Source organism: Bacillus sp. WC2503 (genome assembly GCF_052682895.1).
The window spans coordinates 4,027,485-4,052,361 of record NZ_JBQYMD010000001.1 but is presented as its reverse complement, the minus strand read 5'-3'; the positions used below and the strand labels follow the sequence as shown (position 1 = coordinate 4,052,361).

23 protein-coding genes are annotated in these 24,877 nt (G+C 36.3%); 17 read left to right on the top strand and 6 right to left on the bottom strand.

Features of this window, described 5'->3' with window-relative positions; genetic code table 11:
- The first annotated feature begins 36 nt into the window (after window positions 1-36).
- The 13 genes from menB to ACUN26_RS20810 all read left to right on the top strand — a co-directional run bounded on the left by menB (window position 37) and on the right by ACUN26_RS20810 (window position 13,332).
- Window positions 37-855: a 1,4-dihydroxy-2-naphthoyl-CoA synthase gene (gene menB / locus ACUN26_RS20870; RefSeq protein ID WP_000963888.1), complete on the top strand. Its 819-nt coding sequence runs from the start codon at window positions 37-39 to the stop codon at window positions 853-855.
- Between the two features lie 166 nt (window positions 856-1,021).
- On the top strand, window positions 1,022-2,467 hold the full coding sequence (locus ACUN26_RS20865; protein ID WP_000449538.1) for an o-succinylbenzoate--CoA ligase: 1,446 nt from the start codon (window positions 1,022-1,024) through the stop codon (window positions 2,465-2,467).
- Window positions 2,468-3,574: an o-succinylbenzoate synthase gene (menC, locus tag ACUN26_RS20860; RefSeq protein WP_000403451.1), complete on the top strand. Its 1,107-nt coding sequence runs from the start codon at window positions 2,468-2,470 to the stop codon at window positions 3,572-3,574.
- Window positions 3,575-3,822: 248 nt separating this feature from the next.
- Window positions 3,823-4,521, top strand: coding sequence for a response regulator transcription factor (locus tag ACUN26_RS20855; protein WP_000822496.1), 699 nt, complete (start codon window positions 3,823-3,825; stop codon window positions 4,519-4,521).
- Entirely contained in the window at window positions 4,514-5,620 is a 1,107-nt protein-coding gene (locus tag ACUN26_RS20850) for a sensor histidine kinase (protein ID WP_000002593.1), read from the top strand. Before ACUN26_RS20855 ends, ACUN26_RS20850 begins: the two co-directional genes overlap by 8 nt.
- Window positions 5,621-5,702: 82 nt before the next feature.
- Entirely contained in the window at window positions 5,703-6,563 is an 861-nt protein-coding gene (locus tag ACUN26_RS20845; protein WP_000759391.1) for a D-Ala-D-Ala carboxypeptidase VanY, read from the top strand.
- 361 nt (window positions 6,564-6,924) lie between these two features.
- Entirely contained in the window at window positions 6,925-8,025 is a 1,101-nt protein-coding gene (locus tag ACUN26_RS20840) for an amidohydrolase/deacetylase family metallohydrolase (protein WP_000139941.1), read from the top strand.
- Window positions 8,003-9,106 (top strand): DgaE family pyridoxal phosphate-dependent ammonia lyase, encoded by a 1,104-nt coding sequence (locus tag ACUN26_RS20835; RefSeq protein WP_000510083.1) that lies wholly within the window; start codon window positions 8,003-8,005, stop codon window positions 9,104-9,106. The genes ACUN26_RS20840 and ACUN26_RS20835 overlap by 23 nt, the downstream gene beginning before the upstream one ends.
- Window position 9,107: 1 nt before the next feature.
- Entirely contained in the window at window positions 9,108-9,863 is a 756-nt protein-coding gene (gene dagF, locus ACUN26_RS20830; protein WP_000181902.1) for a 2-dehydro-3-deoxy-phosphogluconate aldolase, read from the top strand.
- A complete protein-coding gene (locus ACUN26_RS20825) occupies window positions 9,856-10,872 on the top strand; it encodes a sugar kinase (protein ID WP_001227503.1) in 1,017 nt (338 codons plus the stop codon). The genes dagF and ACUN26_RS20825 overlap by 8 nt, the downstream gene beginning before the upstream one ends.
- On the top strand, window positions 10,872-11,597 hold the full coding sequence (locus ACUN26_RS20820) for a GntR family transcriptional regulator (protein ID WP_000539290.1): 726 nt from the start codon (window positions 10,872-10,874) through the stop codon (window positions 11,595-11,597). The genes ACUN26_RS20825 and ACUN26_RS20820 overlap by 1 nt, the downstream gene beginning before the upstream one ends.
- A gap of 48 nt (window positions 11,598-11,645) precedes the next feature.
- Window positions 11,646-12,971, top strand: coding sequence for a gluconate permease GntP (gene gntP, locus ACUN26_RS20815; RefSeq protein ID WP_000356143.1), 1,326 nt, complete (start codon window positions 11,646-11,648; stop codon window positions 12,969-12,971).
- Between the two features lie 169 nt (window positions 12,972-13,140).
- Window positions 13,141-13,332 (top strand): YjcZ family sporulation protein, encoded by a 192-nt coding sequence (locus ACUN26_RS20810; RefSeq protein WP_001290392.1) that lies wholly within the window; start codon window positions 13,141-13,143, stop codon window positions 13,330-13,332.
- A 50-nt stretch (window positions 13,333-13,382) separates the two neighbouring features.
- Here ACUN26_RS20810 and ACUN26_RS20805 read toward each other — a convergent pair whose 3' ends face one another.
- The 6 genes from ACUN26_RS20805 to ACUN26_RS20780 all read right to left on the bottom strand — a co-directional run bounded on the left by ACUN26_RS20805 (window position 13,383) and on the right by ACUN26_RS20780 (window position 21,948).
- Complete coding sequence (locus tag ACUN26_RS20805; protein WP_000144933.1) at window positions 13,383-15,359, bottom strand: FtsX-like permease family protein; 1,977 nt, start codon at window positions 15,357-15,359, stop codon at window positions 13,383-13,385.
- Window positions 15,356-16,108 (bottom strand): ABC transporter ATP-binding protein, encoded by a 753-nt coding sequence (locus tag ACUN26_RS20800; RefSeq protein ID WP_000393256.1) that lies wholly within the window; start codon window positions 16,106-16,108, stop codon window positions 15,356-15,358. Before ACUN26_RS20800 ends, ACUN26_RS20805 begins: the two co-directional genes overlap by 4 nt.
- 19 nt (window positions 16,109-16,127) lie before the next feature.
- Complete coding sequence (locus tag ACUN26_RS20795) at window positions 16,128-18,083, bottom strand: FtsX-like permease family protein (RefSeq protein ID WP_000144983.1); 1,956 nt, start codon at window positions 18,081-18,083, stop codon at window positions 16,128-16,130.
- A gap of 79 nt (window positions 18,084-18,162) precedes the next feature.
- Window positions 18,163-20,133 carry an FtsX-like permease family protein gene (locus ACUN26_RS20790; RefSeq protein ID WP_000145028.1) on the bottom strand — a complete coding sequence of 657 codons (1,971 nt, stop codon included), beginning with the start codon at window positions 20,131-20,133 and terminating at the stop codon, window positions 18,163-18,165.
- Window positions 20,134-20,227: 94 nt separating this feature from the next.
- Window positions 20,228-21,250 (bottom strand): sensor histidine kinase, encoded by a 1,023-nt coding sequence (locus tag ACUN26_RS20785; RefSeq protein WP_000765359.1) that lies wholly within the window; start codon window positions 21,248-21,250, stop codon window positions 20,228-20,230.
- A gap of 2 nt (window positions 21,251-21,252) precedes the next feature.
- Window positions 21,253-21,948, bottom strand: a complete 696-nt coding sequence (locus ACUN26_RS20780) for a response regulator transcription factor (protein WP_000276732.1) — start codon at window positions 21,946-21,948, stop codon at window positions 21,253-21,255.
- A gap of 262 nt (window positions 21,949-22,210) precedes the next feature.
- Between ACUN26_RS20780 and ACUN26_RS20775 the strand changes: the two genes are divergently transcribed.
- From ACUN26_RS20775 to ACUN26_RS20760, 4 genes are all read left to right on the top strand, one after another.
- A complete protein-coding gene (locus tag ACUN26_RS20775; RefSeq protein ID WP_000157855.1) occupies window positions 22,211-22,795 on the top strand; it encodes a sigma-70 family RNA polymerase sigma factor in 585 nt (194 codons plus the stop codon).
- The gene (locus ACUN26_RS20770; protein ID WP_000010522.1) at window positions 22,779-23,591 is read left to right on the top strand and encodes a DUF4179 domain-containing protein; all 813 of its coding nucleotides are present in this window, start codon (window positions 22,779-22,781) and stop codon (window positions 23,589-23,591) included. The genes ACUN26_RS20775 and ACUN26_RS20770 overlap by 17 nt, the downstream gene beginning before the upstream one ends.
- 367 nt (window positions 23,592-23,958) lie before the next feature.
- Complete coding sequence (locus tag ACUN26_RS20765) at window positions 23,959-24,231, top strand: autorepressor SdpR family transcription factor (RefSeq protein WP_001070532.1); 273 nt, start codon at window positions 23,959-23,961, stop codon at window positions 24,229-24,231.
- Window positions 24,228-24,863, top strand: coding sequence for an SdpI family protein (locus tag ACUN26_RS20760; RefSeq protein WP_000716344.1), 636 nt, complete (start codon window positions 24,228-24,230; stop codon window positions 24,861-24,863). Before ACUN26_RS20765 ends, ACUN26_RS20760 begins: the two co-directional genes overlap by 4 nt.
- The last annotated feature ends 14 nt before the right edge of the window (window positions 24,864-24,877 follow it).

Sequence of the window (24,877 nt, the reverse complement as noted above, 5' to 3'; positions counted from 1 at the left end):
TAGAGGAGATCAGAAATATACAAGGAGGTAGTTGTAATGGCTATTGAATGGGTAAAAGAAGGCAATTACGAAGATATTATTTATTCAACATACAATGGTATCGCAAAGATTTCGATTAACCGCCCTGAAGTACATAACGCATTCCGTCCTAAAACGGTAATGGAGTTAATCAACGCTTTTGCACACGCTCGTGATGATGCAAATGTTGGCGTTATCATTTTAACAGGTGAAGGTGGACGTGCATTCTGTTCTGGCGGCGACCAAAAAGTTCGCGGTCATGGTGGATATGTAGGTGACGACCAAATCCCACGTCTAAACGTATTAGACTTACAACGTCTAATTCGCGCAATTCCTAAACCAGTTATCGCAATGGTAGCAGGTTATGCAATCGGTGGAGGACACGTACTTCATATCGTATGTGACTTAACAATCGCTGCAGACAACGCTGTATTCGGACAAACAGGTCCTAAAGTAGGAAGCTTTGACGGTGGATACGGAGCTGGTTACTTAGCTCGTATGGTAGGCCACAAGAAAGCTCGCGAAATTTGGTACTTATGTCGTCAATATAGTGCACAGGAAGCGCTTGATATGGGCTTAGTAAACACAGTAGTACCATTAGAAGAGCTTGAAGCAGAAACAGTACAATGGGCACAAGAAATTTTAGCAAACAGCCCAATGGCACTTCGTTTCCTAAAAGCTGCATTCAACGCAGACACAGACGGTCTAGCTGGTATTCAACAACTAGCTGGAGATGCAACGTTATTGTACTACACAACTGACGAAGCAAAAGAAGGTCGCGACGCATTCAAAGAAAAACGCAGTCCGGACTTCGGTCAATTCCCTCGTTTCCCGTGATCAAACCAAAAGCGAAAGCGGCTTGCTTAGAACAAGAGGGCGTAGGAAGGCGTGAAACGACCGACTGTTCTAGCCGCTGTAGCTAGATGGAATCAACCGGAAACAAAACAACTAAGAGACTTGATGTCATATCAAGTCTCTTTCTTTCAGGAAAGGAGAATGTATGATGGAAACTATGCCAAATTGGTTAAAGCAACGTGCATTTTTAACACCAGATCGCACTGCAATTGAAATAGAGGATGAAAAGGTTACTTTTATGCAGCTGCATGAAAAAGTAGTATCTGTTTGTGAACGTCTCACGCATGTTGGAGTGAAGCGTGGACAAAAGGTGGCTGTTCTGATGAAAAATGGTATGGAGATGATTACAGTTATTCACGCCCTATCTTACGTAGGTGCAGTAGCTGTACTTTTAAATACGCGTCTTTCAAGAGAAGAGCTACTTTGGCAAATGGATGATGCTGAAGTTGTTTGTTTAGTGACGGATCAAGATTTTGAGACTACAGATGTTCCTGTATATTCATTTGCTGAAGTGATGAATGGATCGAAGGCAGAAGCATCTATACAGGAAGAATTCTCTTTAGAAGAAGCGATGACAATTATTTATACGTCTGGGACGACAGGGAAGCCGAAAGGCGTTATTTTAACGTACGGTAATCATTGGGCAAGCGCAGTCGGTTCTTCGCTTAATTTAGGGCTTCGTGATGATGATTGCTGGTTAGCTTGTATGCCGATGTTCCACGTTGGCGGGCTATCTCTGTTAATGAAAAATATTATGTACGGTATGCGCATTTTACTCGTTCCGAAATATGATGCTAATTTTATTCATGAAGCACTTCAAACGAGAGGCGTTACGATTATTTCTGTCGTTTCTAAAATGTTAACAGATCTTTTAGAGCGACTTGGAGAAGAGACATATCCCTCTTCTTTACGATGCATGTTACTAGGCGGAGGGCCAGCGCCGAAATCGTTATTAGAAACGTGTGTAGAAAAAGGAATTCCTGTGTATCAAACGTACGGTATGACAGAAACGTCTTCGCAAATTTGTACGTTATCAGCAGATTACATGTTAACGAAAGTAGGATCAGCTGGAAAACCACTATTCCAATGTCAGCTTCGTATTGAAAAAGACGGCGTAGTAGTGCCTCCACATGCTGAAGGAGAAATTGTTGTAAAAGGACCGAACGTAACAGGTGGCTATTTTAACCGTGAAGATGCGACGCGTGAAACAATTCAAAATGGCTGGCTTTATACTGGTGACCTCGGTTATTTAGATGAAGAAGGATTTTTATACGTATTAGACCGCCGCAGTGATTTAATTATTTCTGGGGGAGAAAATATATATCCAGCTCAAATTGAAGAAGTGTTACTATCTCATCCTGCAGTAGCAGAAGGCGGTGTTGTCGGTATGGCTGACGAAAGTTGGGGACAAGTGCCAGCTGCTTTTGTTGTAAAAAGCGGAGAGGTAACAGAAGAAGAAATTCTTCATTTTTGCGAGGAGAAATTAGCGAAATATAAAGTGCCGAAGAAAGTGTGTTTCTTAGAGGAATTACCACGAAACGCTTCGAAAAAATTGTTAAGACGAGAGTTAAGACAATTAGTGGAGGAGATGTAGGTGGAGATAAAAAAAGTGACACTTTATATAACGGAAATGCCACTCGTAATCCCGTTTGCTGCAAGCTACGGAACTTACGAAAGGCGTGAGAGTATCGTCGTTGAATTAGAAGATAAAGATGGATACGTTGGTTTTGGTGAAGTCGTTGCTTTTTCTGAACCGTGGTATACGGAAGAAACGGTGAAGACAGCACTGCATGTACTTCAGGATTTTTTAATACCGGATTTATTGGAAACTGAAATTTCTCATCCGAATGAAGTGCCGAGTTTGTTCCAGCATATAAAGAGAAACCGAATGGCAAAGGCCGGAATAGAAGGGGCTGTTTGGGATTTATATGCGACGCGTCAAAAGAAACCGCTAGCGACATTGCTTGGCGGAACGAAGTCTGAAATTGAGGTCGGCGTTGTAATCGGGATCAATACGATTCCGGTTATGCTAAAACAAATCGAGAAGTACGCGGAAGAAGGATACGAGCGTTTTAAAGTGAAAATAAAGCCAGAGCATGATTACGAATTATTGAAAGAAATTCGTAAAGAGTTTCCGAATATCCCGTTAATGGCTGATGCAAATTCAGCCTATACATTAGCGGATACGGAGAGACTGAAACGACTAGATGAATTTCAATTGCTGATGATTGAACAACCGCTAGCGGATTACGATTTTCTTGATCATGCACAGCTGCAAAAGAAAATTGAAACGCCGATTTGTTTAGACGAAAGCATCCATAGTTTAGAAGACGCGCGCGTTGCGATTACGCTTGGTAGTTGCCGCATAGTTAACATTAAACCAGGGCGAGTGGGCGGATTAACAGAATCTATTCAAATCCATAATTATTGCATGGAGCATAACATACCCGTTTGGTGCGGTGGTATGGTAGAGATGGGGATATCACGAGCACAAAACGTTGCGCTTGCTTCATTGCCGAACTTTACGATTCCTGGTGATATATCCGCTTCTAGTCGACATTGGGAGCAGGATATTATTTCGCCGGAAGTGATGCTTAAGGGCGGGAAAGTGATTGTACCGCAAAGTGTTGAAGCTGAGTATGAAGTAGATCGTGGGAGACTGGATGAAATCACGAAGCAGCGGATTGTGTTTGAGCGGTAAATGGAAGTTTCGTTAGGCTGTCCGCAAATAGCGAGAGGGTTTTGTCGTTAATTGTCGGTAAGTCGATATATTTCAATAATCGCTGATATAATTCGAGTTACGGTCGATATAATTGGAAAATCGCCGATATAATTCAAGTTATGGTCGATATAATTTCATTTACTAAGGCTACTCAAACGGGTAGCCTTTTTTGTATTGTACAAATTGGATAGACTAGTTTAAAATCGAGCGTATAAAGGGGGAGTAAGATGAAGCGCATTTCAATTTTGATAGCTGATGATGAGGCAGAAATTGCTGATTTAATTGAGATACATTTAGAAAAAGAAGGGTACCACGTTGTGAAAGCAGCTGATGGGGAAGAGGCAATTCATATTATTGAAACGCAGTCAATTGACTTAGTCGTTTTAGATATTATGATGCCGAAAATGGATGGGTATGAAGTGACGAGACAGATTCGCGCCAAATATCATATGCCGATTATTTTCTTAAGCGCGAAAACATCTGACTTCGATAAGGTGACAGGTCTTGTACTAGGTGCGGATGATTATATGACAAAGCCTTTCACACCAATAGAACTAGTTGCACGTGTAAATGCACAACTGCGTAGGTTTTTTACGTTAAATCAACCGAAAGTAGCGGAGAGTAAGTCTGCTTTAGAGATTGGCGGAGTCATTATTGATCCTGAGCGCCGAACGGTAAATGTATATGGAGAGCAAATTGAGTTAACACCGAAAGAATTTGACATTTTATATTTATTAGCGAGTCATCCGAAGAAAGTGTACAATGTGGAAAATATTTTTCAGCAAGTATGGGCAGATGATTATTATGAAGGTGGAAATACAGTTATGGTACATATTCGTACGTTACGGAAAAAGCTTGGGGAAGATAAAAGAAAGGATAAGTTAATAAAAACAGTGTGGGGGGTAGGTTATACTTTCAATGGCTAACATGATGAAAAGCTTTCGTTTTAAAATGATTGCCTTATTTGCGTTAAGTATGGTGCTTGCAGCAACTGTAACTTATATAATTTATAAAGGATTGCAGCTGTATTATAAAAAGATGGTTCGCTACGAAGAGCCTTTAGCGCAATTTCGATCAATGGTAAGGGAATTTGGGGACATTAACTTCTTTTTAATTTTCTTTATTCCGTTATCTATTATCTTTTTCTTCTTTTTGACAAAACCGTATTTAAAATACTTTGATGAAATTTCTAATGGGATTCATCATCTTGCGAACGGTAACTTTACAAATAAAGTTCAAGTTTCATCAAATGATGAGTTTGGAAATATCGCGCGCGAAATAAATGTTGCGAGTGAAAAGTTAAAAGAAGCTGTGGAAAGAGGCGACTTTGCTGAAAGTAGTAAAGATCAGCTCGTTGTGAATTTAGCTCATGATTTAAGAACGCCATTAACATCCGTGTTAGGATATTTAGATTTAATTCTTAAAGATGAGAATTTGACGAAGGAACAAATTAAACATTTTTCCACGATTGCATATACGAAATCACAAAGGCTGGAAAGTTTAATTGATGAGCTATTTGAAATTACACGTATGAATTATGGCATGCTAAAGCTGGATAAAAAGCCTATTGATATAAGTGAGTTGCTTATACAGTTAGAAGAGGAATTATATCCGTTATTAGAGAAACATCATTTAGAAGCTAGATTGCATGTTGATGCTCATTTACCGATGCACGGTGATGGAAAATTGTTAGCTAGAGTATTTGAAAACTTGTTAACAAATGCTGTTCGATACGGATATGATGGACAATTTGTTGATATGAATGGGTATGTCGATAATGGAGAAGTTGTCGTGCAAGTTATGAATTACGGAGATAGCATTCCAGAAGAAGATTTACCGTATCTATTTGATATGTTTTATACAGGTGATAAAGCGAGAACCGAGAACCGTGGCGGGACAGGCCTTGGACTATTTATTGCAAAAAATATTGTCGAGCAGCATAACGGTACGATTTCTGCTGAAAGTAATGTAGTTAGAACGCTATTTGAAGTGAGATTGCCAAAAGACGAGAACGTAACAATTTAATAAAAATTTAAACTTTACCCCACTTTTTATTTTAATAGTTTTTTCTATTCTATACGTAAGTTACGTTAAGGAGGAACTAGAAATGAAAAAGTGGGTATTTATTTCTTTTTTTATAGCATGCACAATCTGTGTAGGCGTTTACATATCACCGTTATTTCAAAAGGAAATTGATGTGAAAATCGGCGGGGAAAATAGTGCAGTAAAGACTGCAAGTATGGAAAAGGTAGAGGTTACAAAAGAACAAATTTATAAAGGGGATCTACTATTAGTTAATAAAGATTACCCAGTAAAAAAAGATAGTATTAGGTCTGATATTATAAATGTAAATCATAATAGTGAATTAGTAAGAGGTTATGTAATATTTGATAGAAACCTTCGCTTATCAAAGGGTGTTGTAAAAAAGTTTTTGAACGTTGTCGATGCGGCTGGAAAAGATGGAGTACAGCATTTCCTAATGAGTAGCGGGTACCGAGATTTTCAAGAACAAAGTAAATTATATAAAGAAATGGGATCAGATTATGCACTCCCAGCAGGATACAGTGAGCATAATTTAGGATTATCACTCGATGTTGGGTCTACTCAAAAGAAAATGGAGAGGGCTCCTGAAGGTAAGTGGGTGGAAGAGAACGTATGGAAGCATGGCTTTGTATTACGCTACCCGAAAAATAAAAGTAACATTACAGGCATTCAATATGAGCCATGGCATATACGTTACGTCGGTTTACCTCATAGCGCAATTATGCAAAAAAAGAATTTTACGCTAGAGGAATATTTAGAGTTCTTAAAAGAGGAAAAAGAAATTTCAACTGAGGTGGAAGGCAAGAAATATACGGTTTCTTATTATAAAGTTTCAGAGAATATGAACGTAAATGTCCCAGTAAATAAGCAGTATGAAATTTCGGGGAACAATATGGATGGGGTTATTGTGACGGTTCAGGAATAGATAAAGAGGTTGTTCCGTTTTGGAGCAGCCTTTTCGTATATAAGAAAGGGATTGGCGTTTTTTGTCGGTAAATCGATATTCCTTGTCGAATCGTTGATATATTTTGAGTTACGATAGATATAATTGAAAAATCGTTGATATATTGTAAGTTATGATAGATATATTCGAAAAATCGTTGATATAATTTCCTGTACTATCAGCATTTTGAGGAGCATCTTTTTATTTACTTTTAAACATTATAACGTTATATTTACTTCTTCCTTTTTTTGTGCTACTCTAAATGTGTGAAAGAGATAAAGAAAAATGAAATTTTAATGTAAGCGTATTCTTATGGCTTCTTATAGAAAAGGGTGGAAATACAATGACAGAACGATTCGTACTACGTAATGTGAAACGTGTGAACGGGGAAGAGATTGACATTGTAATTGAAAATAATAAAATCGCACAGGTGACGAAAGCTGGTGCTGGTGAGGGTGGAAAGGTTCTTGATTACTCAGGTACTTACGTATCAAGTGGCTGGATTGATTTGCACGTTCATGCTTTTCCAGAGTTTGATCCGTATGGCGATGAGGTGGACGAAATTGGCGTTAAGCAAGGGGTAACGACAATTGTTGATGCAGGTAGCTGCGGTGCTGATCGCATTGCAGATTTAGTAAAAAGTAGAGAGCAGGCAAAAACGAATTTATTTGCCTTTTTAAATATTTCTCGCATCGGTTTAAAACGAATTGATGAATTATCCAATATGGAATGGATAGATAAAGAGAAAGTAATAGAAGCAGTAGAAAAGTATAAAGATGTAATCGTTGGGTTAAAGGCGAGAATGAGTAAAAGTGTCGTTTGTGATAGTGGAATTGAACCACTTCATATAGCGCGTGATTTATCCCGTGAAACATCATTGCCAATTATGGTACATATCGGTTCAGCGCCTCCTCGCATTGAGGAAGTTGTACCTCTTTTAGAAAAAGATGATGTCATTACACATTATTTAAACGGGAAAGAAAATAATTTATTTGATGAAGAAGGCAAACCGCTACCTGTGTTACTAGATGCAGTGAATCGCGGCGTACATTTAGATGTTGGTCATGGTAATGCTAGTTTTTCTTTTAAAGTAGCAGAAGCGGCGAAGCGTTACGGTATTGCGCTTAATACAATTAGTACAGATATTTACCGGAAGAACCGTATACACGGTCCAGTGTATAGTATGGCTCACGTTCTTTCGAAATTCCTTTACTTAGGTTATCCGCTAGAAGAAGTGATTGATGCGGTTACGAAACATGCAGCAGAGTGGCTTAAGAAACCTGAGCTTGGCCGCATTCAAGAAGGCGATATTGCAAATTTAACTTTATTTACGGTGAAAGATGAGAAGGTTACGTTAATTGATTCAGAAGGGGATCAGCGCATTGCTGAAAGAAGGATTGATACGAAAGGGGTTGTAATCAATGGGTCATTCATTGAATGCTAAGTATGGATTAAAAAGAGTGATTAATGCGAGCGGTAGAATGAGTATTTTAGGTGTATCCGCTCCGGCAAATACAGTTATGGATGCAATGAAACATGGTGGACAAAATTATGTGGAAATTGCTGATTTAGTAGATAAAGCAGGAGACCATATTGCGAGAATTCTAGAGTCAGAGGCAGCAGTTGTTGTGAATTCAGCATCGAGTGGAATTGCGCTTTCTATCGCTGGTATCGTTACAGAAGGAAATCGCCGTAAAAGTGAAAGACTTCATCAAGAAGTAATCGCGAAAAACGAAGTGATTATGTTAAAGGGTCATAACGTTCAATACGGTGCCCCTGTTGAAACGATGATTTACTTAGGCGGCGGTAAACTTGTAGAAGTTGGCTATGCAAATGAAGGGAAAGCAGAGCATATTGAAGATGCGATTGGTGAAAATACAGCGGCGATTCTTTATGTGAAATCCCATCATGCAGTACAAAAAAATATGATTTCTGTTGAAGAAGCATGGGAAGTTGCGCAGCGAAATAACATCCCGCTTATCGTCGATGCGGCAGCTGAAGAAGACATTCAAAAATATGTGAAGTATTCAGACCTTGCCATTTATAGTGGTTCAAAGGCGATTGAAGGGCCTACTTCTGGTATTGTGGGCGGTAAAAGAAAGTATATTGAGTGGCTAAAAGTGCAATTACATTGCATCGGAAGAAGTATGAAGGTTGGGAAAGAAACAACATTTGGCTTACTTCAAGCGCTTGATGAGTACGGGGTAAAAGAAGATAAGAGCGAGCAAGAAAAAGAATTGTTACAAGTACTTATGCCGCTAAAAGAATTAAACGGCGTAAATGTAACGATCGTTCAAGATGAAGCCGGAAGAGCAATCTTTAGAGCTCGTATTCATATTAACGAGACACAATTAAATAAATCAGCAAAAGATGTTGTGACAGCATTACGCGAAGGGGAAATTGCCATTTATACACGTGATTACGGAGTAAGACAAGGATTCTTTGATATCGATCCACGTCCACTTCAAGGTGATGACATACATGTAATTGAAGAAAAAATGAGAGAAATTGTAGGGGGAAACTAAAATGACAAACATTCAAAAACGTTTTTATAAAGGCCGCGTAGCATTAAATGTATTGGCAAACAATATAGAAAATGCGAAAGATATTTTTGAAGCAGCAGAAGGTTATGTAGTAGTCGGTGTGCTATCAAAAGACTATCCGACTGTAGAAGAAGCAGTTGCGGCGATGAAAGCATACGGAAAAGAAATTGAGGATGCTGTATCAATCGGACTAGGAGCAGGAGATAATCGCCAAGCGGCAGTTGTGGCTGAAATTGCGAAGCATTATCCTGGTAGCCATATTAACCAAGTGTTCCCTTCAGTTGGAGCGACACGTGCAAATCTTGGCGAAAAAGATAGCTGGATTAATAGTTTAGTATCGCCGACAGGAAAAGTAGGTTACGTAAACATTTCTACTGGCCCAATTAGTGCAGCTGGGGAAGAAAAAGCAATCGTTCCAATTAAAACAGCGATCGCACTTGTACGTGATATGGGCGGAAATTCATTGAAATACTTCCCAATGAAAGGTTTAGCTCATGAAGAAGAATATCGCGCAGTTGCGAAAGCTTGTGCGGAAGAAGGATTCGCATTAGAGCCAACAGGCGGAATTGATAAAGAGAACTTTGAAACAATTGTACGCATTGCACTTGAGGCAAATGTAGAGCAAGTTATCCCGCACGTGTACTCTTCTATTATTGATAAAGAAACTGGTAACACGAAAGTAGAAGATGTGCGTGAATTATTAGCAGTCGTGAAGAAGCTAGTTGATCAATATGCGTAAGAAAATTGCAGCGTTCGGCGAAGTAATGATGCGCCTGCAAGTACCTGGATATGAATTGTTGTCGCAAGCTAACACGCTAAATTACTCATTTTCAGGTACAGGTGTGAACGTTGCAGCGGCACTTTCTCACTTAGGGCATGAAGGGCTTCTTATTTCAACTTTACCGGAAAATTCGGTTGGAGATGCGGCATTATCATACATTCAAAAGTTAGGTGTGCAAACTCCGCTTGTTTCAAGGGGCGGCAAATATGTCGGCATGTACTTTTTAGAAAATGGATTTGGTGCACGTGCAAGCCGCGTTACGTATTCGAATCGACTAGAAAGTAGCTTCAATACGGCGTCTGAAGAGATGTACCAATTTGAAGAAATTGCTAAAGAAATTGATATCGTTCATTTTTGCGGTATTACACTTGCGATGAATGATACGGTGCGCCATCATATGAAGTCTTTAGCGAGAGCAGTTAAAGAAAACGGAGGAACCGTCGTTTTTGATTGCAATTATCGTCCATCACTTTGGGGAGAAGACGGATATGAACAGGCAAAGCCGCATTATGAAGAAATGCTAGGACTTGCTGATATCGTTATGATGAACGAAAAAGATGCGATGTTTGTTTTAGGAATGAAAACAGAAGAGACGGAGCGAGAGGCACAGCTGATGGATCTCATTCCAAAGGTCGCTAAAACGTATCATATCGCTACAATTGCTGGTACACATCGCTCTATTAACGGTGATAATACACATTCACTGTGCGGGTTTATATGTAAAGATGGGACGTTCACTTTTGCAAAAACACTTACGTTTTCTGTATATGATAGAATAGGTGCTGGAGATGCTTATACGAGCGGGATTATTCATGGCGAGATAGAAGAGTTTGCACCAGAGAAAGCTGTTTCATTTGCGTCAGCAGCTGGCATGCTTGCACATACAATCGTCGGTGATACGCCAATGTCATCAGAGAAGGATATACTTCGGGCAATGACGGCATCAGTAGGTGATGTAGAAAGGTAGTGGGTGTAACGGTGAACGTAACGAGAAAAAAAGGACCATTATATTTACAAATAAAAAATATTATTCGTGATCGAATATTGCATGGTGTATATGCGATTCATACGAATATTCCTTCTGAACCACAATTAGAGGAAGAGTTCAAAGTGAGTAAAATTACAGTACGTAATGCGATTAAAGAACTCGCTCAAGAAGGATATTTGGAAAAGAAGAGCGGTAAAGGAACGAAAGTCATCCGTAATACTTCTGCGACAAAACTGTCAAAGGGTAAGAAATTTACTGAAGTGTTAGTGGAAGAAGGATATAAAGTACAAAAGAAATTGCTAAAGGCAGAAGTCGTTCATAATGAAGAAGGAACAGTGCCATTTCGCTTATTCGGTAAAGAGAGTTTTCGTATTGAACGTTTATATACGTTAAATGATGCACCATATATTCATTATACGCACTATTTCTCAGCGAAAATGGCAAGTACAGACTTATCGGACTTTGATTTACAATCACTTTATGATTTAGTCGAAGACCGAGGTATACATTTAGAAAACTTCAGAGATGAATTCGCAGTTGGACTTGCGCCCAGTTTCGTTGCAGAATCGTTAGGTGAAAAAGAGGGGACAGCGTTATTAAAACGTATGCGCTATTCTTACGATGAAGTTGGCGAAGTAATTGAATATAGCGAAGGCTACTACAATACAGAAATGCAGCATTATGTAGTTAATTATGACGTATAAAAAAGAGGGATTTTCCCTCTTTTTTTATAAAAGTAAGGGGAATGAGAGATGGATATATACTTATTAATCGTCACGTTACTTGCGATCGCAATTGTCATTTTAGGGGTATCATGGTGGAAATGGCATGCATTTATTAGTTTAACAGTTGCTAGTTTATTTTTAGCTATTATGTCTGGACTGAACTTAACGAAAATAGTGGCTGCCTATGAAACTGGTGTTGGTAGTGTACTAGGGCATTTAGTTGGCATTTTGGCACTTGGAACTATCTTAGGGAAAATGATGTCTGATTCAGGGGCAGGCATGCAAGTTGCAGATTTCTTTATTCGATTTTTCGGCGTAAAAAAATTACCTTGGGCAATGTTATTTGCAGGGTTTGTTATAGGGATTCCAGTCTTTTTTGAAGTGGGAATCGTCATTTTATTACCACTTGTTATTTCCATTCGAAAAACGACGAAGCAAAATATATTGTTAATTGCGTTACCTGTTATTGCTGGATTATCAATTGTGCATGGGCTAGTGCCTCCGCATCCAGGTGCGATGACTGCAATCGGGATTTATAATGCGAACTTAGGAAAAGTACTTTTATATTCATTAATTATCGCGTTACCAACAGCCATCATCGCAGGGCCGATATTTGCGAAGTGGGTACATAAGAGGGTTATACCTGAAAATGAACCGGAGCTTGTTCGAGTTACGACTGTATCAACCGATTTACCAAGTCGTAAAGTTTCGTTTTTTATTATTTTACTGCCAGTTGTGTTAATGATTTTATCAGTAGTTGCACCGTATATTTCTTTACCAATAAAAATAACTGAATTTTCAGTCTTTATAGGAAGTCCAGTAATCGCTTTACTTATTTCATGTTTTGCAGCATTTTATTTACTTGGCATCAAACAAGGAATTAATAAAAAGATGATAAAAAAATTAACAGATGAAAGTTTACTACCTGTAGGCTCAATTATTTTAATAATTGGTGCAGGTGGTGGGTTTAAACAAATATTAATTGAAAGTGGAGTTGGAACGGCGATTGCGCAAATGGCAGAACATATATCGTTATCACCAATCGTCTTAGCTTTCATGGTAGCGGGATTAATTCGAATAGCGACCGGATCAGCTACAGTAGCATTAACGACAGCAGCAGGAATTGTTTCACCAGTTATTCAGCACATGTCTGGTGTAAATTTAGAATTGCTCGTTATAGCAACCGGTGCAGGTTCACTAATGTTTTCTCACGTAAATGATGCAGGCTTCTGGCTTGTAAAAGAGTATTTAGGTTTGACGGTGAAGGAAACGTTTAAAACGTGGACGGTGCTGGAAACATTGTTATCATTTATTGCATTCGGTTTTGCCCTTGTGTTGAATATGTTTCTTTAAAAGATACCTGAATAGGTATCTTTTTTTTGATGAAGCCCAATTGCCAAAACAAGCCCGTTTTTAAGTAAGCCAAGCTTCCTATTCGCCCTGAAAACATACTATAAATGGAATCCCCTCATTTAGAGCAAGGTGAACTTGTTATGAATGATACTAAAGGAGGAATAGAGTAATGAGCGAAAAGTGTGAACACAGACATGATGATTGTAACCGCAGACATGGGTGCGGCGGCGGTTTTGCGCTTCTAATCGTATTGTTTATTTTATTAATTATCATCGGTGCTAGCTGCTTCGGCGGAGGCGGCGGTTGTGGTTATGGTGGTTACGGCGGTTATGCAGGCGGCTATGGTGGATATTGCTGCTAATTAAAAACTATTGAAAATGGCCTTGTGCGTATTGCACAAGGCCATTTTATTCACGTTTTAATATGTTGTGATAATTTATTAATGTACAGAGAACGGATTAAGAAGAAGAAAATGATCTCGATAATCCCGAAAAAGGTGAGTACAATACATGTCTCTTTTAGTAATGAAAAAGAAAACATACTTTGTAAAAACTTAACCGCAAATAACGTGTGAACACCAGCAACGATGTAAGGAACGAAAAATAAAATTCCTAATTGAATCGTTGCAGAGCGAAACATTTCTGATTCAGTTAAGCCAAGCTTTGTAATCGTAATGTATTTTTGTTTTTCATTCGTTAAGTCGTTATACATACGGAAGTATAAAACACTAGCCGCACCGATAAAGAAAATAAAGCCGAGAAATGCCCAAATAAAGAACTGAGCAACCGCATTTCCTTTACTATGAACGAGTTCATCCGTAGCTGTATAAATATGAAATGGTTTAATGAAATCTTCTTCATCCTTATGTGCTTCATACAAGGTTTCTGCATCATGATCTAAGCTTTTTAATATATTTTTTGTTGGGACAATTGCATTTTCCCAATTTTCCACGAAGTAGTTATAAACTGTAATTGTTTCAATATGAGGAATCATATTTTCAATTACTTCATCTTGCATCACAATTAAGTGAGGTAATGCAAAGGGAGGCTCAATTCCTCTATTAATAAAACCTTTAATTTGAAATTCTTTTTTATTAGAGCCAAGTGTAATCGTGTCCTGCTTCGCAAATGGGTTAGACACGAGATTTAATAACGCTGGTGAATAGCGAGAAATATTATAAACTTGTGTAGAATCAAGAGTGATTTCTGGTCTGTTTAATTGCTTTGCTATTGCGTTATAATCACTCATTTTCATAATGGAAATTGATTCTTTTGAAGCTGTATCTTTTAAAACGGTAAACTTATATTTGTCATATTGAAAATTAGCATTTGTAAGTTCAGTTTCAATCGTAGTAATATGCTTTTGTTCAAATGCATTAACACCTTCTGATGTATAGGTGAATGGTATTGGATATCGTTCTAGTATGGATGCTTTCGTATGATTGTTTGCAGCAAATAACCCGATAATAATTGTAAATGCAAGTGCAGATAGCATAGAAACGATAAAGAGTACATTAATATTACTGCGGGTACGAGAAACTAAATCTGAAATCCATAACATATTTATTTGTTTCAAATAAAACTTTCTTCGTTTCTTTAAAATATAGATAAAGAGAAGAAATGTTTGTGAAAAAAACAAATACGTCCCAACTACTACGAGCGGTAAAATAGATAGTATAATTAAGAATACAGACCCATTTTGTACATTTTTTTCCGTTATGTAGCCTTGCGGATAACCGGCAATATAATAGCATAGTCCTAAACAAGTTAAAGCAAATAGTGAAATGAGTATAGATGGTTTTTTTTCGCTCTTCTTTTTGTTAACTCCCTTAATAAGCTGCGTTGTTTTTCGAGTACGAATAAACATTGGTGTAAACGTAGAAACAATTAAAAATAAAATGATAAACGTTACGGTTGTAACGATAATCGCTTCTGTTGGCCAATATAAATAGAGACCTTTTGCACTTGTTAATTTCGAAGTGACTAATAAGAAAAAGTTAGAAAATACAAGTCCACCTTGAATGCCGATAAAGATAGATAATATCCCGATTATCATATTTTCAGTAAATAACAGTCTTTTTAATTGTCTCTGTGAGATACCGAGAATGGTGAGTATCCCGAATTGCTGCTTCCGTACATTTAAAAATGTTCCAACTGAATATAAGAGAAAAAAGAACGAGAACATAACAATCACAAGCTGTGCTGTACTAGCTAAGTTCATTAGAGGATCCCGATCTTGAAAGCCTTGTACACTTTGTAAGCGCGGATGATACGCATATACAGTAAATGAAAAGAAAACCATAATAGAAAAAGCACTACTTACAAAATAAGCGAAATATGCTTTAGAATTACGCGAGACATTTTTAAATGCGAATTGCCAAAATGTCATCCACGTCTTCCTCCTAATAATGCTAGGACATCTAATATTTCTTGATAAAACTTCTCACGATACAATCCGCGATGCAGTTCATTGTAAAGCTCTCCATCTTTAATGAAAATAACACGGTTACAATAACTTGCTGCAAACGGATCATGCGTAACCATTAAAATCGTTGCATCTTCTTCTTTGTTTAATTTCGTAAATAATTCCATTACATCAATCGCTGCTTTTGAATCTAAGTTTCCTGTTGGTTCATCCGCAAGTAAAAGAGACGGATGATGAATGACAGCACGTGCTACCGCAGTACGCTGTGCTTGCCCTCCTGAAACTTCAAAAATACGTTTGTCCAAAATATGATCAATTCCAAGTTTCTTTGAGATGTTATCGAGCTTTTCGTCCATTTCTTTTAAAGGAACATTATCTAACGTTAAAGGTAATACGATATTTTCTCCAATCGTTAACGTATCTAATAGGTTAAAGTTTTGGAAAACAAATCCTAATTCTTGACGGCGGAAAATTGCTAATTTTTCTCTACGAAATGTATGAGGTTGTTTGCCGTTAATTACGACTTCTCCAGAAGTAGGAGAATCAATTGTAGAAATAACGTTTAAAAACGTAGATTTACCACTTCCAGAAGGCCCCATAATTGCGACGAATTCACCTTTATCTACGTGTAAATTTATATTTTTTAAAGCAGTATGAGGGACTTTCCCTTCATACACTTTTGAGACGTTTTTTATGTGTAATACTTCTTCCATAATAATCACCTTTCTATTTTTAAAACTTAATATGTTGTGATAATTTTTGCATATAAAAGGAACGAATTAAAAGGAAAAAGAGAATTTCAACCGTTCCAAAAATCATAAGTACGACTGTAATTTCAGCGAAGAACGAGAGATGTAATATCTCTTGTAGCATCTTTGTCGCGAACATCGTATGGATGGATGCCATAATGTAAGGGACAAAGAAAAGAATCGCAAGTTGGATTGTAGCAGATTGTTTCATTTCGTCTGCTGTTAATCCAATCTTTGTAATCGTTATATACTTTTCTTGCTCATTTGTTAAATCTGTATACATTCGGAAATACAGAACACTGCCTGCACCGATGAAGAAAATAACACCAAGAAAAGTTCCGATTAAGAAGAATGAAGCAACGTTTAGTTTCGTGTTGTATAAAGAGTCACTTGCTTCACTTGCATGAAACGGTGGATGTTCTGCCTGAATAGCTGCATTGTCGTTATCAATTTTTGTTATAAATGCTGAACCGATAGTATGTGCTTCTTCCCAATCGTTAACTTTAAAGTTATATACACTCATCTGTTTTGAAACGGTGGATAATGTTTCTACATTTTCATCAGATAGTATGAGCAATTGGTATATTAAGCTGTTTGGGAATGGGTTATAACTTTTATATTCTTTCACTTGTAGTTGTAAATTGTTTTGAGCAAGTGTAAGAGTATTTTTCTTTTCTTTAGTATGAATTGTTCCAACAACTTGATCGTCTAAGTCTTTCATAAGAATATAAGATTCATTCTTATTCACCGAGAGAGTCTCCCAATTTAACGCCTTAGCAAGTACATTATAGTCACTTTGTTTAATGGCATAATAGAGCTGCGCGTTATCTTCAGCTGAAGATACTTCATATATGTCTGTTTTAAATTTTGTATAAGTAAAGTGCTCTTCATTAAATTTTTGTTCTAACCAGTTTAAATGTTCATCAGCTAACGTATTTTCAGTATGTGATAAATACGTAAACGGGAAAGGGTTTTGCCTAATCGCATCAAACTTTGTAAATTTCCCGAATCCATATAAGAATGTAATCATTGTAAAAGCGAGCGTTGATAGCATTGCTACTATAAATAGCATATTAATATTTGTTCGAATGCGCGTTGCTAAATCCGAAATCCAAAGCATATTAATTCGTTTCATATAAAACTTTCTTCGTGTTTTTAATATACGAATAAGTAAAAAACTAATCTGTGAAAAGAAAAAATATGTTCCGGCTGCAATAAGCGATGGAATGACAAATATACTAGAGACGGCATATAAAAGCCCAATGATGTCGCCTAGCGACATAAAATATAGAGGATTTGCTGCTAATACATATCCAGATATTAAACATATCGCACCAAATAGAGAAATGAGTACGGATGCTTTTCTTTCTTTTTGTTTTGTTCCTTCTTTTAAAAGACGTACAGCTTTTCTCGTACGGATTAGCATCGGTGTAAAAGATGATACGAGAATGAAGAGTCCAAGAAAGATTATTATAGTTAAAACGATAGCACCTGTCGGCCAATATAAATATAGACCAGGTACATGTGTAATTTTGGCGGTAACTAGTAAAAAGAACTGTGAACAAACAAGTCCAAGTTGAATACCAAAAAATATAGAAAGAACACCAATCAGCATATTTTCTATAAATATGAGTCGCTTTAATTGTTTTTGAGATATACCAAGTACTGTTAAAATCCCAAATTGTTTTTTACGAACCTTTAAAAATGTACCAATTGAATAGAGTAAAAAGAAAAATGAAAAGAACACAATGACAACTTCTGAAATTGTCATTAATATGTTCAGAGCATAATTCACGTCTGTCATATGCAATTTAGGATGAAATAAATAAACTGCAAATGAGAAAAAAATAGCAATGGAAAACGCACTGCTTACAAAATAGGCGAAATAAGCTCTGGCGTTTCTTGTTACATTTTTAAAGGCAAACTGCCAAAAAGTCATTCACCTAAACCTCCTAATAGAGTGAAGAGGAAAAGAATATAAGAGGTATCCTTTTCCTGTACTAATATATTTATAAAACTTAACCATTCGTATACTCTGATAACTTTTGCATGTAAAAGGAACGAATAAATAAGAAAAAGATGAATTCAACTACTCCAAAAATAATAAGAACTGCTGAAATTTCTTTGAATAGTGATAAAGCAATTACGTCTTGAAGCATTTTTGTCGCGAACATTGTATGAATGGACGCCATAACGTACGGAACAAAAAATAAAATGCTAAGTTGAATGGTTGCAGATCTTTTCATCTCTGCATCTGTTACACCAATTTTTGAAATTGCTACATATTTTTCTTGTTCGTTCGTTAAATCTGTATACATTCTGAAGTAAAGAACGCTACCAGCTCCAATAAAGAAAATGACACCTAAGAATGTCCCGATTAGGAAGTATGCGGCACTTCCTGATGTGATTCTATATAATGAGCCTGCTGATTCATAGGAGCGTACAAGGGGTCCTTCGTATTGGAATTCTTGTCGATCTCTTTGTATCCTTTTCATAAAATCATCAGCAATTTCATACGTCTTTTCCCAGTTTTGTACGTTATAATTGTACGCTGCTACATGCTTTGTTGTACTTGGTAAGTTGTTTACAACAGCGTCAGGTAAAATTAAAGTTTGATATGAAAAGTCAGAGGGAATGGCCCCTGCTTGTTCATAGCCCTTTACTTGTAATATCGTATTTGTGCTAGAAAGTGTAATGGATTTTCTATTGAAGCTTGGCTCAAATTGGCTGAATAAGGTGAAATAAGCATCGCCGCTTAAGATATATGCTTCGTTATCACTCATGAATAGTTCTTTCATTCGCAGGGAAGCTGCAAGTTTATTATAGTCACTTTGTTTCATTGCATAAATGTCATTGTAAGTCGTTATACCTTCATCTTCTTTCAATGGTGTTTCATATAAATCAGTTTTGATCTTTTTATAAGAGAAATTTTCTTTTTGTAACTGCTGTTCAAGCCAAGTTAAATGCTTGTTAACAAAAGGATTTGCGTCATATGAAAAATAAGAAAATGGAAAAGGTGAAGTTCTCGCAACATCTAGCTTTGTAAACTTTCCGAATCCATATAGGAACGTAATCATTGTGAAAGCAATTGTAGAAAGCATGGCTACAATAAAAAGCATATTGATATTTGTTCGAATACGACTTGCTAAATCCGAAATCCAAAGCATATTAATTCGTTTCATATAAAACTTTCTTCTTTTCTTTAAAATATAAATAAGTAAGAAACTAATTTGAGAAAAGAAAAAATATGTCCCAATTGTAACAAGCGCTGGAATCACAAAAACACTTGAAACCATATAGATAACGCCTACTTGCGTGTTTATTGAGAAGAAATATTTAGGGTTTGCAGCTAAAATATAACCACCTAATAAACAGATAGCACCAAATAGAGAGATAAATATGGATGGTTTTCTTTCCTTTTGCTTCCTACCATTCGTTTTTAATAGGTTTACCGTCTTTTTCGTACGAATTAGCATGGGTGTAAATGAAGATACAGCGATAAAGAGACCAAGAAACACAATCGTTGTTAAAATGAAAGCATTCGTAGGGGGATATAAATATATCCCCGGTAGATGTGTAACTTTCGCCGTTACTAATAAGAAAAACTGCGAAAAGACAAGTCCAAACTGCATACCGAAAAAGATAGATAAAATACCAATTAACATATTTTCAGTGAAAACGAGTCGATGTAATTGTTTTTTTGATATACCTAAAATAGTTAAAATACCAAATTGCTTTTTACGAACTTTTAAAAACGATCCGATTGAATAGAGTAGAAAAAAGAACGAGAACAAAACAATCACAACTTCTGAAAAAATCATTAATCCTGAAATTTCAGAGATCATAGTGGGATTTTGTAATTTCGGATGAAACAAATAAACAGCGAACGAAAAGAAAACAGCAATGGAAAAGGCACTGCTTATAAAGTAAGCAAAATAAGCTCTTGAGTTGCGCGTTACATTTTTAAATGCAAATTGCCAAAATGTCATAATACGTGCCTCCCGTTAGCAGGGAAATATGTAGTTTTATTGCAAAAAATGTATGAGAGTGAGTTCTCATACATTTTGCTAGCATATGTTCTGATCATGATTCAGTCACCTTCTCTACATTCTCTGCTTGATTATTCGCAGCATTGTGGAAGATGATTTTAATCGTCGTTCCTTTACCAACTTCAGAATCTAGTTTGACGGAGTGACCTAAATAATCACAAATTTTACTTACAATATAAAGCCCCATACCGGTAGATTCTCCGAATGTACGACCGTTTTTCCCAGTGTAGAATGGTTCAAATACTCTTCGAATATCTTCTTGCGGAATACCAACGCCTTCATCGCGAACTTCTAGAATAATGTCTTTTCCATTTCGATAAGCGGATAAGAACACTTTCTTTCCACGCTCACCAGAGTAACGGACTGCATTTGTCATTAACTGATAGATAATAAATTTTAGCCATTTCGCATCAGAAGCAACTTTTAGATCAGAATGTACTTCTAAAACAGGGAAGACGCCATTACGAATAAATAGTTCTTTTAATCCATTAATATTTTTTGTTACCGTATCTTTTAATGAAATCGTCTCAACATGGAAATCTTCATGGAAGTTATTTAACCTAGCCATGTATAAAGCCATATCAAGTCCTTGGTTTAGACGCTCTAACTCTTTTTTGAATTTCGGAATTAAATGTTCGTCTTCCATTTCCAGTACCATAAGCTGCATAACAGAAACAGGTGTCTTCATTTGGTGTACCCAATGGTTAATGAACAATTGATGTTCCTGTTGTTTTACTTCATACGATTGTAGTTCTTTTTGGAAGAGACGGTATTGCGTACGCACGAGTTCATTTACACCGTGAGGCATCGGAGCGGTTGCTCTTTCAATAAACGCATCTTCCATTTTTTCTGGCTGCTCACTTAATCTATGATACATTCTACGGTTACGAACGTAACGATAAGCAAGGAAACAAATAAATAAGTATAAGCTTAAAACGATGAAGTAAAACTTATTATTTTGAAATCCATCTACTGCATCATAGAGAACGAAAATGATACCGAAGTTTAATACGTACAGTAGAAAAAATGTAAAATGATCACGTAAAAATAGCTTCATGCTTATTCACTCCAAGTTGCGTTAAAACGATACCCAAGTCCACGTACTGTTTCAATAGCATTTTCAATACCAAGCTCATTGAACTTTTTACGAAGACGCGTGATGTTTACGTTTAATGTATTTTCCTCAACGAAGCTCTCATCATCCCAAAGAGCAGCTAATAAATCTTCACGGCTCGCTGTACGAGGGAATTTAGATAATAACATTTCGGCTAAAATTGCTTCTTTCTTCGTTAAAAGAACTTGTTCAGATCCGAAGTGAATTTCTGGACGTTCAGGGAATAGTTTTAAACCTTCTACTTCAACGATACGCTCAGAAATATTTGGTGCATAGTCACCGTAAATACGGCGCAATTGACCTTTAATTTTTGCCATTACAACGTCGTAGTGGAACGGTTTCGTAATATAATCATCCGCACCGCTTTCAATCGCCATAATTTGTTCCATCTCACCAGCACGCGCTGAAATGAAAATAATTGGACAAGTAGATTCATGACGAATTTGACGGCACCAGTAGAATCCATCGAATTTCGGTAAGTTCACATCAAGTAAAACAAGGTGTGGTTTCACGGCGTTAAACGATTCCATAATATCATCAAAATTTTCAGTAACAACAGCGTCGTACCCGTATTTTTGAATGTGAGATTGCAGTAATGATGAAATATTTGGATCGTCTTCAACGATTAAAATTTTATACATATGTATATTCCTCCTCAAAAAAACAATTGTAGCTATAGTGTACCATGTGTTTCACGTCTTTTCATTATGTTGAAATATAAGCTAGTTAACAGTATAGGTTAAAAGTGAGAAAAGTAAAAAGTATTATAGGGATAACTGAATGTATTGTCCTTTTAAATAGATGAAATTTCATAAAAAATAATATATTTTTTATGAAATTTGGAACTTTATTTTGCTTACTGTCCAATATATAGTGAGAACATCGTTAAGGAGGGGGCACTACTTGGCAAGTAATGAAGATATACATATCTGGATAGAACGTTTATTAAAAGGCGATGAGGAGGCTTTTGAATTTATATTTGATTTAACGAGTCAGAGAATATATGAAACTGTCTTCGCTATAGTTAAAAATCGGCATGATACAAATGAAATCGTAAATGAAGTTTACTTTCAACTTTGGAAATCTATTTCAACATATGATCAATCTAGACCGTTTCTATTTTGGTTGAATGGAATTGTTTACAAACAGATTAGTCAGTGGAGAAAAAATATATGGAAGAGGATGCGCTTATTTGAAAAACAACAATTACGTGATGATCCAGTTGTAGACGTTCCCGAAAAAGTATTATTAAGAAAAGAAACAGAAGAGCAGTTATTAACGGTGATACAAGAACTTCCATTTAAATTTAGAATAGTAATCGTGTATCGCTTTTACCACGATTATACGTATGAAGAAATTGCAGAACTATTACAAATCCCTATAGGTACAGTGAGGTCTAGAATTCACAGAGCGTTAGAAAAAATTCGGAATCAGTCTAGTATAGAAATAGATGAGGAGGAATCTAATTCAAATGTCGTTTTCAAATGAATTTAAAAAAGCAATGAAACAAGAGGTCCCTAAAGAAGTTAAAGAGCATGCTTATCAATCCTTTAGTCAAATGTATAAAAAAGATAGCAAAAAGAAAACGAAAAAGAAATTATTAATAGCGGGTTTAATAGCGGCTATCGTTATACCGACGAGTACAATGGCGTTAAACAATTCTTATTTTGTAAAGTCGGAAGTAAAATTAAATGACATGATTAATGATCAAGTTAAAAAGGATGCTGCGGATGGAAAGTCTATACAGCTAAATGAAAAAATAGTCGATAATGGTATTACTCTTCATATAAAAGAAATATTAATTCAAGATGCCAAAATACTTGTTTATTATCGTTTTGAACAACAAGATGGTTCGCTCGTTCCATATGAATTTAATACAACTGGGCTTGATATTAAATCTGATGGTAAAGAAGACGGGAAACAAGTAGAGAGTCCACATTATGAAAATAAGAAATTTAATGCTGTGCAATATTTGCATTTTCTTAGTAACACTCATATCGATAATTATCAAAAAGATCGTATTGGTAATCCTGATGCACCAGAGGCAAGTACTTTTTACTTAAGTGATGAAGCAGGAAAGAGCTTTGAAACGGCATACGCTAATCACGACAAACCAGAGGGAGTAGCGATTTTTGAAACGTTAGAAGGTGAAAAATTCCCAGACTTCTTATCTGTCCATATTAATATTAACAGAATTGGAGGAACGGAAGGAACTTGGAAAACGAAAATTCCAGTGGACATGGCGCATAAAACTGTCCAAAAGGACTCTACAAAGAATGGATGAATTCTTATTATAGTTAATAGAATCCAAACTAGGTGTGTGAAAGCATGATTAGTTATTGGTTAAATGAATTCGGAACGATAGTAGGTATGTCCTTTATTATAAGTTTGATAATCTTTTGGATTTCTTCGTTTGTTAATAAAATGATAAAATTTAAATAAAAGAAGCTCTTCCTTTAGTTAGAAGAGCTTCTTTTATTTTGTATCCCTCGTATTTCTTCCATCTTTACAGTTTTACTCTATAAAGTAATTAATGTAGGTTAAAAGTGGAAAAAGTAAAAAGGGCCTTACATATTATTGACAATTAACTGAAATCATTTTAACATTTAGATAAATATCTAAATGTCTAATTATCGAAAGGAAGAAAGACATTGAATCAAGCATTCAAAGCATTAGCAGATCCAACAAGGCGAAAAATTTTAGACTTATTAAAAGAAGGTGATCTAACCGCTGGTGAAATTGCCGAACATTTCAATATGACGAAACCAAGTATTTCACACCACTTAAGTGCACTTAAAAATGCTGAACTTATTCAAGATGAAAAAAGAGGGCAATTCGTTGTGTACTCTTTAAACACAACTGTCTTTCAAGATTTGTTGACTTGGGTGTTTACGTTTACAAATAAGGGGGAAGAGGGGAAATGAAAAAACATCTTTTCGCAATTATATTAATTGTTACAACTTGTTTAGCTTGGGCGTTTGCTTGGCCACATTTGCCGGATACAATTGCGACACATTGGAGCGGCGGTAAGGTAGATGGCTATTCGTCTAAATTTTACGGAATGATTTCTATGGTCGGAATTATGATTGCATTATATATATTTCTAAATGTGATACCTAAGATTGATCCAAGAAAAGCAAATTATGAGAAATTTTCTAAAGCTTTTATGATGATGAATAATGGGGTACTCCTGCTACTATTTGTAGGGAATATAGATATTATTACAAGTGGATTAGGATATAACTTATTTATTAATCGGGTTCCAGAATTATTAGTGGGTGTTTTATTTTTAGTAATGGGTAATTATTTACCACGGTGTAAGCCAAACTTTTTTGTCGGGATGCGTAATCCATGGACGTTAAGTAATGAAGAAGTGTGGCGGAAAACACATCGATTTAGTGGAAAAGTATTTGTGGCTTTAGGAATTATTATGATTATAAGTGTTTTCGCTCCGGCTGATTGGAGATCTTATATGATGCTGGGGATTATAGTAGTTGCTGTTATTATAACGAATTTATATTCTTACGTTTTATATAAAAAAGAAATACAATTGTGAGCTATATTAATCAA

What these genes read in the sequence shown, in the direction of transcription:
- menB (WP_000963888.1), top strand. Translation starts at nt 37, where the DNA reads ATGGCTATTGAATGGGTAAAAGAAGGCAATTACGAAGATATTATTTAT.
- ACUN26_RS20865 (WP_000449538.1), top strand. Translation starts at nt 1,022, where the DNA reads ATGGAAACTATGCCAAATTGGTTAAAGCAACGTGCATTTTTAACACCA.
- ACUN26_RS20855 (WP_000822496.1), top strand. Translation starts at nt 3,823, where the DNA reads ATGAAGCGCATTTCAATTTTGATAGCTGATGATGAGGCAGAAATTGCT.
- ACUN26_RS20850 (WP_000002593.1), top strand. Translation starts at nt 4,514, where the DNA reads ATGGCTAACATGATGAAAAGCTTTCGTTTTAAAATGATTGCCTTATTT.
- ACUN26_RS20845 (WP_000759391.1), top strand. Translation starts at nt 5,703, where the DNA reads ATGAAAAAGTGGGTATTTATTTCTTTTTTTATAGCATGCACAATCTGT.
- ACUN26_RS20840 (WP_000139941.1), top strand. Translation starts at nt 6,925, where the DNA reads ATGACAGAACGATTCGTACTACGTAATGTGAAACGTGTGAACGGGGAA.
- ACUN26_RS20835 (WP_000510083.1), top strand. Translation starts at nt 8,003, where the DNA reads ATGGGTCATTCATTGAATGCTAAGTATGGATTAAAAAGAGTGATTAAT.
- dagF (WP_000181902.1), top strand. Translation starts at nt 9,108, where the DNA reads ATGACAAACATTCAAAAACGTTTTTATAAAGGCCGCGTAGCATTAAAT.
- ACUN26_RS20825 (WP_001227503.1), top strand. Translation starts at nt 9,856, where the DNA reads ATGCGTAAGAAAATTGCAGCGTTCGGCGAAGTAATGATGCGCCTGCAA.
- gntP (WP_000356143.1), top strand. Translation starts at nt 11,646, where the DNA reads ATGGATATATACTTATTAATCGTCACGTTACTTGCGATCGCAATTGTC.
- ACUN26_RS20810 (WP_001290392.1), top strand. Translation starts at nt 13,141, where the DNA reads ATGAGCGAAAAGTGTGAACACAGACATGATGATTGTAACCGCAGACAT.
- ACUN26_RS20805 (WP_000144933.1), bottom strand. Translation starts at nt 15,359, where the DNA reads ATGACATTTTGGCAATTCGCATTTAAAAATGTCTCGCGTAATTCTAAA.
- ACUN26_RS20800 (WP_000393256.1), bottom strand. Translation starts at nt 16,108, where the DNA reads ATGGAAGAAGTATTACACATAAAAAACGTCTCAAAAGTGTATGAAGGG.
- ACUN26_RS20795 (WP_000144983.1), bottom strand. Translation starts at nt 18,083, where the DNA reads ATGACTTTTTGGCAGTTTGCCTTTAAAAATGTAACAAGAAACGCCAGA.
- ACUN26_RS20790 (WP_000145028.1), bottom strand. Translation starts at nt 20,133, where the DNA reads ATGACATTTTGGCAATTTGCATTTAAAAATGTAACGCGCAACTCAAGA.
- ACUN26_RS20785 (WP_000765359.1), bottom strand. Translation starts at nt 21,250, where the DNA reads ATGAAGCTATTTTTACGTGATCATTTTACATTTTTTCTACTGTACGTA.
- ACUN26_RS20780 (WP_000276732.1), bottom strand. Translation starts at nt 21,948, where the DNA reads ATGTATAAAATTTTAATCGTTGAAGACGATCCAAATATTTCATCATTA.
- ACUN26_RS20770 (WP_000010522.1), top strand. Translation starts at nt 22,779, where the DNA reads ATGTCGTTTTCAAATGAATTTAAAAAAGCAATGAAACAAGAGGTCCCT.
- ACUN26_RS20760 (WP_000716344.1), top strand. Translation starts at nt 24,228, where the DNA reads ATGAAAAAACATCTTTTCGCAATTATATTAATTGTTACAACTTGTTTA.